Below are 14,890 nucleotides of genomic sequence, written 5' to 3'. Positions count from 1 at the left end.
TCACCCCGGCCGATGCATGGCGCAGATCTTGTTGCCCGAGGGGTCGCGCAGATAGGCCAGGATCAGCGTGCCGAACGGCCCGTTGCGCTCGCCGGGCGGGTCCTCGATGGCCTTGCCGCCGGCGGCGACGCCGGCGTCGTGGAAGGCCTGGACCATCTCCGGCGTCCTGGCGTGGAAGCCGATGGTGCCGCCGTTGGCGTGGCAGGCGGGCTCGCCGTCGATGGGCTTGCCGATGGCGAAGGCTCCCATGCGGGTTCGCCACCAGTAACGGCCCATGGCGTCGGGCCCGCTGGCAGGGTCGATACTCAGCGCGCCCAGGGCTGCGTCATAGAAACGGCGCGACGCCTCGACGTCGTTGGCCCCGACGGTGACGTGGGTGAACATGGCGGTCTCACTCCCTGTTGTCCCGCGACGCTAGCCGAGTAAGTTTTTCATTGCAACGAACTAGAAAACGACCACGCTGCGGATGCTCTCGCCCGCGTGCATCAGGTCGAAGGCCTCGTTGATGCGCTCCAGCGGCAAGGTGTGGGTGATCATCGGGTCGATCTCGATCTTGCCGTCCATGTACCAGTCGACGATGCGCGGCGTGTCGGTCCGCCCCCGCGCGCCGCCGAAGGCCGAGCCGCGCCAGACGCGGCCGGTGACCAGCTGGAACGGGCGCGTCGCGATCTCCTTGCCGGCTTCCGCCACGCCGATGATGACGCTCTCGCCCCAGCCCCGGTGACAGGCCTCCAGCGCCTGACGCATGACGGTGGTGTTGCCGGTGCAGTCGAAGGTGTAGTCCGCCCCGCCCCCGGTCAGCTCGACCAGATGAGCCACGATGTCCCCATGGTCCTTGGGGTTGACGAAGTGGGTCATGCCGAAGCGACGGCCCCATTCCTCCTTCGACGGATTGATGTCGACGCCGACGATCATGTCGGCCCCGACCATCTTCAGCCCCTGGATGACGTTCAGCCCAATGCCGCCCAGGCCGAACACGACGCAGTTGGCACCCGGCTCGACCTTGGCCGTATTGACCACCGCGCCGACGCCCGTCGTCACGCCGCAGCCGACGTAGCAGGCCTTGTCGAAGGGGGCGTCCTTCCTGATCTTGGCCACCGCGATCTCGGGCAGGACGGTGTAGTTCGAGAAGGTCGAACAGCCCATGTAGTGGGCGATCGCCTGACCCTTGTAGCTGAAGCGCGACGTGCCGTCGGGCATCAGCCCCTTGCCCTGGGTGGCGCGGATGGCGGTGCACAGGTTCGTCTTGCGGCTGAGGCACGACTTACACTGGCGGCATTCCGGGGTGTAGAGCGGGATGACGTGGTCGCCGGCGGCGACGCTGGTCACGCCCGGCCCCACCTCGACCACCACGCCTGCGCCCTCGTGGCCCAGGATGCTCGGAAAGATGCCTTCCGAGTCCAGCCCGTCCAGGGTGTAGGCGTCGGTGTGGCAGACGCCCGTCGCCTTGATCTCGACCAGCACCTCGCCCGCGCGGGGGCCTTCCAAGTCGAGCTCGACGATCTCGAGCGGCTTCTTGGCCTCGAAGGCGACGGCGGCGCGGGTCTTCATCTCAATCCCTCTCGTCGGTCGGGTCGACTCGTTCGACCCGACCGACGCTTAGGGGCTGGCGCGGCGAGGCGCCAGTGCGACGATCAGGTCAGGACGACGATCGCCACGCGACGGTTCTGGGCGCGGCCCTCCGCGGTGTCATTCGGAGCCACCGGCTGTTCCTCGCCATAGGAGATCGTCGCCATCCGGTTCAGGGCCACGCCCTGCTGGTTCAGATAGCGGCGCACGGCCTCCGCCCGCTGTTCGCCCAGGCGGTCGTTATAGGATTCCGGGCCGGTCGCGTCGGTGAAACCCTGGATCTCCAGATAGACGTTGCGGTTCTCGGCGCGCAGGCGCTGGGCCAACTCGGCCAGACGCTGCTCGGCCTCCGGCGACAGCTGGCTGGCGTCGGTGGGGAACTTCACCGAGTCGTCGGACAGCACGACCTCATACAAGAACTTGCCCTCGGCCAGGACATGGGCGGCGTTGGCGCGCTCCAGCGCCTGGCCGGCCGTGCCTTCCACCTGGGTCACGCGGCCGTCCACGGTGGTGACGCGGTCGTCCACCACGGCCACCTGATCACGCACGAAACGGTGGCTGGCGCAGCCAGAGGCGACGAGCCCCACCGACAGCAGCACGCCGGCGGTCACGGCGGTGCGAAGTTTGGATCGGGTCAACACATGTCTCCTTGATCGCCGGGGCGCGACAGCCGGCCTCACGCGCAGGTCACGACAAGGTGAGGTCCGATGGGCGCGGTCATGACGACCTTGGGGCATGAATGCGTCAGCTTGACTGTAAGATAACGAACTGTATCGCAATAATCTTGTTCGGCGAGGAACAATGGGAGGCGACAGGACGTTGTTCGCGACGATCGACGTCAAGCGCGGTTTACTGGATCGGAACGGCAGCGCTAGTCGTTTCGCCGCACACTGCGGTCGCCACGATACTGACGCGGCAAGTCGATTTTCTTCTCCACCATGATCCCTGATGGCCAAGGCCGCATGCGCCGACCCTTCGAGGCGCCGCGACGGAGCGGCCGACGTGCGCGGGCCACCCTGATCGTCGCGGGCGTGGCGGCCGTTCAGGCGGCGCTGCTGGTCATGTCCGGCTGGCGGGCGCCGCCGCCGCCGCAGCCGTCGCCCGCGCCCATCCAGGTGCGCCTCGAGCCCCCGGCGCGGGCTCCTGATCCAGTGGCGGAGCCGGCGCCTGAGGGCGATGCGCGGGCCGCATCCGAACCCGCGCCGGCTGTCGAAGCGACCGCGCCAACGCCGAGACCTGAGCCGCCTCGCCCCACGCCGCGACGAATCGTGCGGACGCCGCCGCCCGAATCGCCGGTCCCGGCTGTAGCGCCGGGACCCGTCGGACCTCCGGATCTGCCGATCCTGGGCGGCGCGCAGCTGGCCGGCGCTCTGCGCGCGAGCGGGGGCCCGGGCGGAGCCGGGAGCGGGCAGGGCGGCGGCGGCGGCCCCGGCGGGCGCGGCGGCGACTGCGACATGGTCGCCCGGCTCGAGAGAGCGCTGGCGGCTGACGCCGACATCCGAACCGCCGTCGCCGCGTCGCTCGCGGGCCGGGGCGGCGCCTCCGACGCGGTTCTGGTGTGGGATGGGGACTGGCTGCAAAGCCCTGGCGAGGCCGGCAAAGGACTGGCGGGCGTGCGTCAGGCCATCGCGGTGGAGGTCGGCTTCGCGCCCCGCGCCTGTCGCGAGGAGCTGGTGCGCGGGACCGTGGTGCTGGCCGCCGCGGCCGATCCCGGCGCGCCCCGACTGGCGCTCAGGGCCGCAACCTGGCGCTGGCGCGATTTGCTGGGCCTCTAGGCGCGGGCCGCAAGCCGGGGCACATCAGCGGGATGAGGCACAGGAACATCGTCATTCTGACCGGAGCGGGCATCTCGGCCGAATCCGGCGTCCCCACCTTTCGCGCCGACGCCGACGGTCTGTGGTTGGGCCACCGCGTCGAGGACGTGGCGACGCCCGAGGCCTTCGTCCGCGATCCGGCGAAGGTCCAGGCCTTCTACAACGCCCGCCGGGCGCAGCTGGCGACCGTTCGTCCGAACGCGGCGCATCTGGCCATCGCCCGGTTCGCGGCGAGGCATCCGGGGCGGCTGACCCTGGTCACGCAGAACGTCGACGACCTTCATGACCGGGCCCATGCCGAGATCGCGCCTGGACCGGGCTTCGAGCTGATCCACATGCACGGCGAGCTTCTGAAGGCGCGCTGCACGGCGTCGGACATGGTCTGCAACTGGCGTGAGGATCTCGAGGCCGATCACCCGTCGCCGCATCATCCGCAGGGGAGGCTGCGGCCGCATATCGTCTGGTTCGGCGAGACCCCCTTGGAGATGGACCGGATCGAGGCGGCGCTTCAGGCCTGCGACCTGTTCCTGTCGATCGGGACCTCGGGCGCGGTCTATCCGGCGGCGGGCTTCGTGCAGGCCGCGCGGTTCGCCGGCGCGCGGACGGTGGAGATCAATCTGGAGCCCACGACGGGACGTCGCCTGTTCGTAGAGGGTGTCTATGGTCCCGCCACGGAGACCGTGCCCGCCTTCCTCGACACCCTCTACTGATCAGATCAGGCCCAGGTGCTCCACCAGGATGGCGCAGCCGATCAGGATCAGCGCGACGCCGCCGATCAGCTCGGCGATCCTTCCGAAGCGCGCGCCCACCACCCTGCCGATCATCATGCCGGCGGTGGTGGCGACGAAGGTGGTGAAGCCGATCGCGACGGCGATGAGCCAGATGTTGGCGCCGATGAAGGCCAGGCCGACGCCGATGGCGGCCGCGTCGATGCTGGTGCCGATCGCCGTGGCGACGAGGGCGACGAGACCGCGCCGGGCGGCGGCGCTCTCGTCATAGGTCCCGGCCGGTCGCGTCGCCTCCCAGATCATCTTGGCGCCGACCGCGCCCAGAAGCGTGAAGGCGATCCAGTGGTCGATCTGTTCCACCATCCCGGCGGCGGCGACGCCCAGCGCCCAGCCGACGATGGGGGTCAAGGCCTCGATCAGACCGAACACCAGACCGCCGCGCACGGCGGTGGCGAAGGCGGGACGATGCGCGGCGCCCCGGCCCACGGACGCGGCGAAGGCGTCGGCCGACATGCTGAGCGACAGCACGGCGATCGAAAACGGACTCATGAACATGGACGCGAACTCCGCCGGACGCAGACGACAGCGCGTTCGCCGGGCATCCGGTGGCCCAGGCGAAGCACGCTGGTCTCGCTAGACGGACGGTGGTCCGCTGATCGCGCCACGCGGCGGGTACGGGCCCCGACGACGAGTGTGTTGACGCGACCCCGGCTGTTTGTGGGCGCCGGAAGCTACTCCCCAACGGCGCGGGTCCTAAGGCCGTTCGGCCGCAGGATCAACCCTCGGAGGGCTCGCCCCGCTTCTCCAGCAGCTTCTGCAGGCGCTGCCCGCGACCCTTGGACAGGGCGTGGATCACCCCGCGAAAGGTCGCCACCTCCTGTTCCGACATCTGGGACCGGCCCAGCATGACGCGCAGGTTCCGGACCATCGAGGGCCGCTTCTCGGGCGGGAAGAAGAAGCCGGCCTCGTCCAGTTCCTTTTCCAGATGCTCGAACATGCCGATGATCAGCTCGCCCCGCGCCGGCGGATCGGCGTCGCGGAAGGCAGGAGGCGGCGCGTCCTGGAGGGTGGTGCGCCACTCGTAGGCGTTGATCGACACCGCCTGCGCCAGGTTCAGGGAATGGTGGCGGCGGTCGATGGGGATTGTGACGATGCCCTGGCAGAGGGCGACGTCCGGCGTCTCCAGTCCCGTGCGCTCGCCGCCGAACAGCAGGCCGGTCTTCAGGCCGCGAGACGCTTCCTCGAACAGCACCTTCGCCGCCTCGCGGGGGGTGCGGACGGGCTGGCGCGTCTCGCGCGGCCGGGCGGTGGTGGCGAAGACGACGTTCAGGTCGGCCACGGCCTCGGCCACGGTGTCGAAGACCTCAACCCCCTCCAGAATCCAGTCCGCGCCCGACGCGGTCGCCCAGGCGCGCTCCTGCGGCCAGCCCTTGAGCGGCGCGACGAGGCGCAGTCGCTCCAGCCCGAAGTTGGCCATGACGCGCGCGGCCGCGCCGATGTTCTCGGCCAGCTGGGACCGGTCCAGAATGACGACGGGGGGCTCGATCATGGGCGGCTGACTAGCGCGACAGCGTCGTCAGGTCACGCGACGAGCGTCTCGGCCTGCTTCAGGTCGACGCTGACCAGCTGGGACACGCCGCGTTCCGGCATGGTGACGCCGTACAGCCGGTCCATCCGGCTCATGGTCACCGGGTTGTGGGTGATGACGAGGAAGCGGGTGTCGGTGCGTTTCCGCATCTCGTGCAGCATGCGGCAGAAGCGGTCGACGTTGGCGTCGTCGAGCGGCGCGTCCACCTCGTCCAGCACGCAGACCGGGGCCGGGTTGGCCAGGAACACCGCGAAGATCAGCGCCGCCGCCGTCAGGGCCTGCTCGCCGCCGGACATCAGGCTCATGACCGACAGGCGCTTGCCGGGCGGGCAGGCGAAGATCTCCAGGCCCGCCTCCAGCGGATCGTCGGACTCCACCAGCTTCAGCTCCGCCTGGCCGCCGTCGAACAGGGCCTCGAACAGGGTCTTGAAGTTGTCGTTGATGACGTCGAAGGCGGCGATCAGGCGTTCACGCCCCTCGGCGTTCAGCTCGTCGATGCCGTCGCGCAGCTTGGCGATGGCGGTGGTCAGGTCGGCGCGTTCGCCGCGCATGGTCTCCAGCCGCTCGGCGTATTCGTTCGCCTCGTCCTCGGCGCGCAGGTTGACGGCCCCGAGCTGTTCACGCTCGCGCTCAAGTCCGTAGAGCAGGTTCTCGGCGCCGGCCGCGTCGGGGGGGCGAGCGACCGCGTCGTCGATCAGCTTCTGGCCCAGCGCCTCGGGCGTCAGGCCGGAGGTCTCGCGCACCTGCCGGTCGGCCTCGGCCAGCTTTTCGGCCGCCGCCTCGGCGTGGGCGGCGAGGCCCGCTCGCGCCTCCCGCGCCCGGCCGGCCTCGGCCTCGGCGGCGCGCGTCAGGCGGTCGGCCTCCGACGCCTCGCCCTCGGCGACCGACAGGGCGTCGGCGGCGGCCTTGCGCCGCGTCTCGGCGGCGACCAGAGCGTCCATCAGCCTGCCGCGCTGTTCGGCCAGCGCCTCGGGCTGGGCCCTGGCGGCGGCGGCCTGGGCCTCGACGCGAACACGCTCGGCCTCCAGCGCCTCGATGCGGGCGGCGCTGTCGCGGCCCCGCGCGACCCAGCCGTCGCGGGCGCGCTCCAGCCCGCTCAGCCGCTGCTCGCGCTGCTGGTGGTCGCGCTGCTCGGCGTCGCGGGCGGCGCGGGCGGCGGCGGCGGCCTGACGCGCCTCGGCCGCCGCGCTCCGGGCCGCTTCCAGCTCGATCCGCATGGCGGTCAGGGTCTCGGTCGGGGCGTCGCCGGCGGCGCTTTCCGCCTGCGCCACGCGCGCGGCGTCCAGCTCCTCGCGCAGCCGGATCAGGGTCTCGTCCAGCGCCTGGGCGCGCGCCTCGCGGCGCGCCTGATCCCGCGCCAGGGCCTCGTGGCGGTCCCGCGCCGTCGCCACCGCGCGCTCAGCGTCGGCGGGCGCCTTCCTCAGCGTCTTAAGCTCGTCTTCGGCGGCGCGCAGCGACGCGACGGCCGAGGCGAGCGCCTCCTGCGCCGTCTTCAGGCCCGGCTTGGCCTGATCGACCTCGGCCTCCAGGTCCGCCAGCCGCGTGCGCTGGGCCAGGCGGACGGCGGCCGGCTTGGGCGCCTCGGCGCGCGCGACGTAGCCGTCCCAGCGATAGAGGTCGCCCTCCACGGTCACCAGACGCGCCCCGACGGGCAGAGCCTTCGCCAAGTCCGCCACGCGGTCGCGCGGCGCCACCGCGCACATGGCCAGGCGCGCGGCCAGTTGGGGCGGGGCCTGAACCCGCTCGGTCAGGGGCGTGACCCCGGCGGGCCAGCTGGGCGTGGGCGGCTCGGCTCCGGCCCAGTGGGCGGCGGCCGCGGGGTCCAGCGCCGCGTCCAGATCATCCCCCAGCGCCGCCGCCAGCGCCGCCTCATGGCCCTTGGCCGCCGACACCCTGTCCAGCGCCGGCGCATGTTCCCGTCGTGTGGACGTCAGCAGCTGGGCCAGCCCCCGCGCCTCGGTCTCCAGCCGTCCCAGCCGGTCCTCGGCCTGACGGGCGGCGGCGCGGGTCGCCTGTTCCGCGGCGGCCAGCTCCGAGCGGCGCGCCTCGCCCGCCTCCACAGCGTCGCGGGCGGCCCGCAGGTCCGACAGCGCCTGGTCCAGCGCGGCGCGGGCGGCCTCGACCTCAGGGGTCTGCAAGGGGCCCAGCGCCTCGCGCTCCCGTTCAGCGTTCGCCACGGCCTGTTCGGCGCGCGCCAGGCGGGCGTCGGCGTCTCGACGCCGCGCGGCCTCGGCGTTGACCCGCGCCTCGGCGGCCGCCAGCGCTCCGGCCAGACGCTCCACCTCCGCATCGCGTTCGGCCCGCGCGGCCTCGGCCGCCTGCATGGCGGCTTCCAGCTCCGGTCCTCGTTGAGGCGCCGCGGCGATCTCGCCCCTGAGGGCGGTCAGGCTGTCGTCGAGGCGCTTCAGCTCGACGCTCGCGTCCTCGTTCATCGCCGTCTCGCGGGCGGTGTCGGCGGCGATGCGGTCCAGCTCGGCCTTCAGCCGATCGACCTCGGCGCGGGCGGCCTGCTCGGCCATGTCCAGCCGGTCCCGCTCCAGGGTCGCGCGATGCAGGACGGCGGCGGCCACCGCGTCCTCCTCGCGCGCCGGCTTCATCGCCTCCTGGGCCTTCAGGGCCTCGGTCTGGGCCCGGGCGGCGGCGGCCGTCGCCTCGGCCACCAGCCGGTCGGCCTGGGCGAGCTCGTCCCTCAGCGTCTCGGCCGTCGCGCGCGCATCGTTCCAGCGCACCCACAGCAGCGAGGCCTGCAAGGCGCGGATCTCGGCGGAGATCTTCTTGTACTTCTCGGCCTGACGCGCCTCGCGCTTGAGCCGGGTCAGCGCCGTCTCCAGCTCGCGCCCGATGTCGTCCAGCCGCTCCAGATTGGCCTCGGCCGCCCGGAGGCGGAGTTCGGCCTCGTGCCGGCGGGTGTGCAGGCCGGAGACCCCGCCGGCCTCCTCCAGGATGCGCCGCCGGTTCTGCGGCTTGGCGGCGATCAGCTCCGAGATCTGTCCCTGACGCACCAGGGCCGGGGAGTTCGCGCCGGTCGAGGCGTCGGCGAACAGGAGCTGCACGTCGCGGGCGCGCACCTCCTTGCCGTTGATCCGGTAGGTCGAGCCCTGGCCGCGATCGATGCGGCGCGACACCTCCAGCACCGCCGCGTCGGTGAAGGGCTGGGGCGCGCGCCGGGCGGCGTTGTCGATGGTCAGCTGAACTTCGGCGTGGCTGCGGGGCGGACGGCCCGAGGCGCCGGCGAAGATCACGTCGTCCATGCCCTGGCCCCGCATGGCCTTGGCCGAGTTGGCCCCCATGACCCAGCGCAGCCCTTCCAGCACGTTGGACTTGCCGCAGCCGTTCGGTCCCACGACCCCGGTCAGGCCGGGCTCGATGAAGAGCTCCGTCGGGTCGACGAAGGACTTGAAGCCGACCAGCCTCAGCCGCTGGAACTGCATCGGCCCCTAGGGCGCCCCGGCGGCGCGGCCGGCCGCGAGGCGCGTCTCGATCGCGGCGGTCAGGGCTTCGAGCGTGGCGGGGACGACCTCGCCGTCGACGATGAGGGTGGGGGTGCCGGTGACGCCGGCGTTCCAGGCCGCCTCCACCATCGCCGTGAGTTCGGCCTCCGTCTCCGGAGCGTAGACGCAGGCCAGGACGTCGTGCGCGGGACGACCGGCCTGACGCACCGCCGCGCTCAGCCAGGCGTTCGGATCGCCGCCGTTCCGCATCGTCGCCTGGCCGCCGAACAGGCTGTCGACGACGTCGAAATAGGCCTCCGGCGCCGCGCACCGCGCCACCCGCGACGCGGTCTCCGACAGGGCGGCGGGCGCCGTGGGGAAGTCGCGATAGACCAGCCGCGCGCGCCCGGTGGCGATGTAGCGGCTCTTGATCTCGCTCAGCACGCGGGTGTGGAAGTCGGCGCAGTGCGGGCAGGTGAACGAGGCGTATTCGACGATCGTCACCGGGGCGTCCGGCGAGCCCATCACCCGGTCGGTCGCCGTCACCGGCGGAACCGCCGGCTGGGTTTGCGCCGTCGCCGCCGGGGCCAGCGCCAGAGCGGCGGCGAACACGACCGCTCTCATGCGCCTCAGCCTTCGGCCAGGGCGGCGTCGATCACCGTGGACAAGCCCTCGAGCGACGGATCGCTGACCCGCTCGCCGTTGACGAAGAAGGTCGGCGTGCCGTTCACCCCCTGGGCGATCGCGGCCTGGACGCGCTCCTCGACGGCGGCGATGGCCTCCCGGTCGGTGACGCACTGCTGGAACTCGTCCTGCGACAGCCCGGCCTCCTGGGCGATGCGCAGCAGCGACTGACGGGGCGGGGTGCCCGCCTGCCACTCGCGCTGGCTGTCCATGATGGCGTGGATCACGTTGAAATACTGGTCTTCGCCGGCGCAGCGCGCGATCAGGAAGCCGGCGGTGGCGACGTCGGCGGGCGGCGTCGGGAACTCGCGGAAGACGTAGCGCACCTGGTTGGTGTCGACGTACTTCTCCTTGAAGGCCGGCCACACCTGGGTGTTCCAGGCCGCGCAGACGCCGCAGGTGACCGAGGCGTACTCCACCACCGTGACCTTCGCATCGGGACCGGCGCCCAGGGCCATGTCGCCCTCGGCCGCGCCCGCGCCGCCGCCCGGGCTGCACGAGGCGAGGGCGGCCATGGCGGCGAGGGCGGCCCCCGTCACGGCGGCGCGACGGCTCATGGCGGCGAAGCGGAACTTGCGGTCGGTCATGGGGCGCCCCCGAAAGAAGGTATGACTGAGGTTCGCGCGGCTCCTGCCTGGACTCGCGCGTTCACCGGCATCGCTGACAGGTGCGGCGAAGGTTTGTCAACGCCGTCCTGTCTCGCGCGACCGGACGGCGCGGCCCAGCGCCTCCAGCGCGTCCTTGAGCCCGGGCGGCGCGCCGGCGACCTCGGCCCTCAGCGCGGCTTCGTCGGCCGCCGAGAGCGGCGGGGGGCGGGACGGGCGCGGCGCGGGCTTCGCCGCGGCGGCGAGCGGCTTGATCGGGCCCTGGGCGATGCGCAGGCGCTCGACCGCGCCCTCGCCGAGGAACAGGTTCACGCGCTGGAGAATCTCGGCCGCCTGATGCTGGACCAGAAGCGCCGCCGGGCCGGGCACGCGCAGCTCCAGCACCCCGCCGGACCCGCCGCGCCCCTTCGTCAGCTTCTGGGGGCGGGAGACGCGGGCCAGCTGCTCGCCAACGATCTCGACCCAGCGGCTCTCCAGGGCGCCCGAGCCCTGACCGAACCGGCCGTCCAGCTCCTTGATGAGGCCGGTCAGGGCGCGGCCGACCCGGGGCGCCGGGCGCGGGGCGGGCCGGGTGCGGCGCGCGGCCAGGATCTCCAGCGCCTCGCGCTCCGTGGGCAGGGGACGTCGCATGCCCCTATATAGCCCGCTCGATGCCGCCCGTCGCCGAAATCCGATCCGCCCTGCTCGCCTGGTACGACCGGCACGCGCGCGTCCTGCCGTGGCGCTCGCCGCCGGGGTCGGGAGAGCGCCCGGACCCCTATCGGGTCTGGCTGTCGGAGGTGATGCTGCAGCAGACGACGGTGCCGCACGCCACGCCCTACTTCCTGGAGTTCACGCGGCGCTGGCCGACGGTCGTCGATCTGGCGGCCGCACCGGACGAGACCCTGATGGCGGCCTGGGCGGGGCTCGGCTACTACGCCCGCGCCCGGAACCTGCTGGCGTGCGCGCGTGCCGTGGCGGTCGATCACGGGGGCGTCTTTCCGGACACCGAGGCCGGTCTGCGCGGCCTGCCCGGGGTCGGGCCCTATACGGCGGCGGCGGTGGCGGCGATCGCCTTCGACCGGCCCGCGAACGTCGTGGACGGCAATGTCGAGCGGGTGATGGCGCGGCTGTTCGCCGTCGAGACCCCGCTGCCCGCCGCCAAGCCGGAGTTGACCCGGCTGGCGGCGACGCTGGTCGCAGACCGGCGACCAGGGGATTGGGCGCAGGCCCTGATGGACCTGGGCGCGACCGTGTGCCGGCCGAAGTCGCCCCTGTGCGAGCGGTGCCCCGTCGCCTTCGCCTGCGCCGCGCTGACGACCGGCGCGCCGGACGCCTATCCGCGTCGGTCCCAGAAGGCGGATCGACCCCGGCGGCGGGGCTTCGCCTATGTGCTGCGCGACGGGCGGGGGCGGGTGGCCCTGGTGCGGCGGCCCGAAAAGGGGCTGCTCGGCGGGATGCGGGGGCTGCCGACCAGCGACTGGTCCGACGCGCCCGCCCCGGCGCCGCCGGTGGCCGCCGACTGGTGCGAGCTCGGCGAGATCGAGCATGTCTTCACCCACTTCCACCTGACGCTTCGGGTGGCGACGGCCGAGGGCGACTGGCCGGACGCCGTCTGGGTGGATGAGGTCGAGGCGGCGCAGGCGCTGCCGAGCGTATTCAGGAAGGCGCTGGCGCTCAGCCCAGGCCCGCGCGCACCTCGGCGCGGAGGGCGTCGATCGACTTGAAGCCCTGGTCGGTCTTGAAGCGCCAGTAGGTCCAGCCGTTGCAGGCCGGGGCGTTCTCGAGCAGCGCGCCGAGCTTGTGGATCGAGCCAGTCAGGTCGCCGACGACGAGCGACCCGTCGGCTCGGACCCGCGCCTCGCGCTCGCCCTTGGGGCAGTACAGCCGGTCGCCGGGCCGCAGCAGCCCGGCCTCGACCAGGGCGCCGAAGGGCACGCGGGGCTCGGTCTTCTTCGAGCCCATGACCTTCAGGTCGTCGGCGGAGGCGGGGATGACTTCGGCGATGCGTTTCTCGGCCAGATCCGCGTAGGTCGCGTCCCGTTCGACGCCGATGAAGCTCCGACCCAGCCGCCGCGCGGCCGCGCCGGTCGTGCCGGTGCCGAAGAAGGGATCGAGCACCACGTCGCCGGGGCGGGTGGCCGACAGCAGCACCCGATGCAGCAGGGCCTCGGGCTTCTGGGTCGGGTGCGCCTTCTTGCCGTCGGCGTCCTTGAGCCGCTCCTCGCCGGTGCACAGGGCCAGCGTCCAGTCCGAGCGCATCTGGACGTCCTCGTTGAAGGCCTTCAGCGCGTCGTAGTTGAAGGTGTAGCGCTTCTGGTCCCGCGACCGAGCCGCCCAGATCAGGGTCTCGTGCGCATTGGTGAAACGCGTGCCCTTGAAGTTCGGCATCGGGTTGGACTTGCGCCAGATGATGTCGTTCAGGACCCAGAAGCCCAGGTCCTGGATCGCGGCGCCCAGTCGGAAGATGTTGTGGTAGCTGCCGATCACCCAGATGGAGCCTTCGGGCTTCAGCACCCGGCGGCACTCGCTCAGCCAGGCGCGGGTGAAGGCGTCGTACTCGGCGAAGCTGCCGAACTTGTCCCAGTCGTCGTCGACGGCGTCGACCTTGGAGTTGTCGGGCCTCAGCAGGTCGCCGCCCAGCTGCAGATTGTAGGGCGGATCGGCGAAGACCATGTCGACCGACGCGTCGGGCAGGCCCTTCAGCATCTCCACGCAATCGCCGCGCAGGATCACGTCGGTCTTGAACTCGGTCATCACACGGCCCCGCTGAGCTTGAGCGCGGACGGTGAATCCTCACGGTTAAGACGGAGTTGATTCGGCGCTCACGGCGCGCCGGTCGCCGTCGGAGCGTCGGCCATCTGAACCGGCGGGGGCGGAACGAAGTCCAGCTGCAGCGGCACGCGCGGCGCGCCCGTTGCGGCGGCGTCAAGCGTGTTCAGCGGGCCGCCCATCATTCGCTGGTAGATCCAGTAGGCGGAGACGACCTTTTCGACATAGTCGCGCGCCTGGGGCACGTCGATGGTCTCGATCAGAAGCAGGGGATCGGGATCCGGGCCCAGTTTGCGGAGCGCGTCGATCATGGGCCCGGGCCCCGCGTTGTATGAGGCGACCACCCTCAGCAGATCGCCCTGCAGCGCCTCGTGCCCCAGCATCCGCTGCAGGTACATCTGGCCGATGCGCAGGTTCGTGGCCGGGACCAGCAGACGGTCCGGCTGTGCGCGGAAGCCCGCGTCGCCGGTCAGTTCGGACGCCGTGTACGGCATGACCTGCATGATCCCGTAGGCGCCGACGGAGGACCGGGCCGACGGGTCGAAGCCGGTCTCCTTGCGGGCCAGGGCGTAGACGAGCGCCCGCTCGACGACGAAGCCGCCCTCGGGTTCGAGCACCGGCATCGGGTACAGGGTGGCGTCGATCGTGCGGGCGTCCGCGTCGCGCGGGCGGGCGCCCATGACCTCGGCCAGGCGGGTCCACAGGGCGCGGGCGCCGTCGTCGATGGCGGTGCGCAGCCCCCGGCGAACCTCGGTCTGGGCCTCGGAGCGGCGACCGACCTCCAAGAGAGCGACGGCGCGGCGGGCCACGGGCTCGTCGCGGACGAAGCGGGACAGGGTCTCGATATCCTCCGCCTGGGCTTCGGTCGGGCGATAGGCGGCCCGGCGCAGCTCGCCCTGGGGCTGATAGGGTCGGGGGCCCAGGTTCTCGATCGTCGGAGTCTCGCCCAGCCGATGCAGGGCGATCTGGCCGTAGAAGGTGGCGGGCCACTGGGCCGCCAGCCGCAGCATCGGATTGATTTCCTCGAGCCGCGCCGCGCCCTCGGCGGCCTTGGCGGCCCAGACGGCGGCGCCGGCCCGGATCCACGGGTCCTCGGTGGGGTCCTCCGCCACCCGGCGGAAGGCGTCATACGACGGGATGAACCGGCCCAGGCGGTAGTTGGCGAGCGCCACGGTCCACCAGTCGCCGATCTGGGCCCCGACCTCCACGGCCTCGTCGAAGCGCTCGTTGTTCAGGGCGACGCGGGCGGCGCGGGCCGGGTCGTGCTCCATGTTGCGACCGCCGCCGGACATCATTGCGGTCCAGGTGCGCCCGCGGGACGGGGGCGTCGGGTCGGGGGCGCCGTCGGGCTTGCGGCGCAGGGCCAGGCTGTAGGCGCGGGGCGCCTCCGGCAGGTCGGCGTAGGTCTCGAGCCAGGCCGAGAGCTCTTCGTAGGTCGCGCTGTGGTCGGGGTGGAACAGGCGCTCGAACTCGAGGCGGCCCAAGAGGACCCGGTCCTGAACGGCCTGGGCCGCGCGGCGCGCCAGCTCCAGGTCGCCGCGGCTGAGCGCGTCGAAGGCGGTGGTGTAGGTGAGGCGGTCCTCGGGGCTGAGCAGGCGCACGGGCATCGTCTGCGCCTTGGCGGCGGCGGCGGCGAACACGAACGCCCCGACGATCCCCGCGAGCAGGGCGCGTGTCATCCCTATCGTCATCATCCCTTGGCGGCCCCCGTGACGCGGGC

The 14,890-nt window shown here is 72.3% G+C and carries 14 protein-coding genes; 3 read left to right on the top strand and 11 right to left on the bottom strand.

The features are described 5' to 3' along the window. The 3 genes from ACFFGE_RS10500 to ACFFGE_RS10490 all read right to left on the bottom strand — a co-directional run bounded on the left by ACFFGE_RS10500 (window position 1) and on the right by ACFFGE_RS10490 (window position 2,207). Window positions 1-384 carry a VOC family protein gene (locus ACFFGE_RS10500; protein ID WP_376836329.1) on the bottom strand — a complete coding sequence of 128 codons (384 nt, stop codon included), beginning with the start codon at window positions 382-384 and terminating at the stop codon, window positions 1-3. A gap of 60 nt (window positions 385-444) precedes the next feature. Beyond that, a complete protein-coding gene (locus ACFFGE_RS10495) occupies window positions 445-1,551 on the bottom strand; it encodes an S-(hydroxymethyl)glutathione dehydrogenase/class III alcohol dehydrogenase (RefSeq protein WP_376836328.1) in 1,107 nt (368 codons plus the stop codon). Between the two features lie 83 nt (window positions 1,552-1,634). Continuing rightward, a complete protein-coding gene (locus tag ACFFGE_RS10490) occupies window positions 1,635-2,207 on the bottom strand; it encodes an OmpA family protein (protein WP_376836327.1) in 573 nt (190 codons plus the stop codon). Between the two features lie 324 nt (window positions 2,208-2,531). Between ACFFGE_RS10490 and ACFFGE_RS10485 the strand changes: the two genes are divergently transcribed. Both ACFFGE_RS10485 and ACFFGE_RS10480 read left to right on the top strand, forming a co-directional pair. Beyond that, complete coding sequence (locus tag ACFFGE_RS10485) at window positions 2,532-3,344, top strand: hypothetical protein (protein ID WP_376836325.1); 813 nt, start codon at window positions 2,532-2,534, stop codon at window positions 3,342-3,344. Window positions 3,345-3,376: 32 nt separating this feature from the next. Then, a complete protein-coding gene (locus ACFFGE_RS10480; RefSeq protein WP_376836324.1) occupies window positions 3,377-4,093 on the top strand; it encodes an NAD-dependent deacylase in 717 nt (238 codons plus the stop codon). Here ACFFGE_RS10480 and ACFFGE_RS10475 read toward each other — a convergent pair whose 3' ends face one another. From ACFFGE_RS10475 to ACFFGE_RS10450, 6 genes are all read right to left on the bottom strand, one after another. Beyond that, on the bottom strand, window positions 4,094-4,666 hold the full coding sequence (locus tag ACFFGE_RS10475) for a manganese efflux pump MntP (protein WP_376836323.1): 573 nt from the start codon (window positions 4,664-4,666) through the stop codon (window positions 4,094-4,096). Between the two features lie 220 nt (window positions 4,667-4,886). Beyond that, window positions 4,887-5,660: an RNA methyltransferase gene (locus ACFFGE_RS10470; RefSeq protein WP_376836322.1), complete on the bottom strand. Its 774-nt coding sequence runs from the start codon at window positions 5,658-5,660 to the stop codon at window positions 4,887-4,889. Between the two features lie 32 nt (window positions 5,661-5,692). Continuing rightward, window positions 5,693-9,130 (bottom strand): AAA family ATPase, encoded by a 3,438-nt coding sequence (locus ACFFGE_RS10465; RefSeq protein ID WP_376836321.1) that lies wholly within the window; start codon window positions 9,128-9,130, stop codon window positions 5,693-5,695. Window positions 9,131-9,136: 6 nt separating this feature from the next. Beyond that, entirely contained in the window at window positions 9,137-9,754 is a 618-nt protein-coding gene (locus tag ACFFGE_RS10460; RefSeq protein WP_376836320.1) for a DsbA family protein, read from the bottom strand. A gap of 5 nt (window positions 9,755-9,759) precedes the next feature. Next, window positions 9,760-10,401: a DsbA family protein gene (locus ACFFGE_RS10455; protein WP_376836318.1), complete on the bottom strand. Its 642-nt coding sequence runs from the start codon at window positions 10,399-10,401 to the stop codon at window positions 9,760-9,762. A 96-nt stretch (window positions 10,402-10,497) separates the two neighbouring features. Further along, entirely contained in the window at window positions 10,498-11,049 is a 552-nt protein-coding gene (locus tag ACFFGE_RS10450) for a DUF721 domain-containing protein (protein WP_376836317.1), read from the bottom strand. Window positions 11,050-11,069: 20 nt separating this feature from the next. Between ACFFGE_RS10450 and mutY the strand changes: the two genes are divergently transcribed. After that, on the top strand, window positions 11,070-12,125 hold the full coding sequence (gene mutY, locus ACFFGE_RS10445) for an A/G-specific adenine glycosylase (RefSeq protein ID WP_376836316.1): 1,056 nt from the start codon (window positions 11,070-11,072) through the stop codon (window positions 12,123-12,125). Here the strand turns inward: mutY and ACFFGE_RS10440 are convergent. Next, window positions 12,076-13,155: a site-specific DNA-methyltransferase gene (locus tag ACFFGE_RS10440; protein ID WP_376836314.1), complete on the bottom strand. Its 1,080-nt coding sequence runs from the start codon at window positions 13,153-13,155 to the stop codon at window positions 12,076-12,078. The genes mutY and ACFFGE_RS10440 overlap by 50 nt on opposite strands. Before the next feature lie 68 nt (window positions 13,156-13,223). After that, entirely contained in the window at window positions 13,224-14,849 is a 1,626-nt protein-coding gene (locus ACFFGE_RS10435; RefSeq protein WP_376836313.1) for a lytic transglycosylase domain-containing protein, read from the bottom strand. Between the last annotated feature and the right edge of the window lie 41 nt (window positions 14,850-14,890).

Source organism: Brevundimonas balnearis (assembly GCF_042434805.1).
Taxonomy (GTDB): domain Bacteria; phylum Pseudomonadota; class Alphaproteobacteria; order Caulobacterales; family Caulobacteraceae; genus Brevundimonas; species Brevundimonas balnearis.
This window is presented reverse-complemented; position numbering and strand designations above follow the sequence as displayed.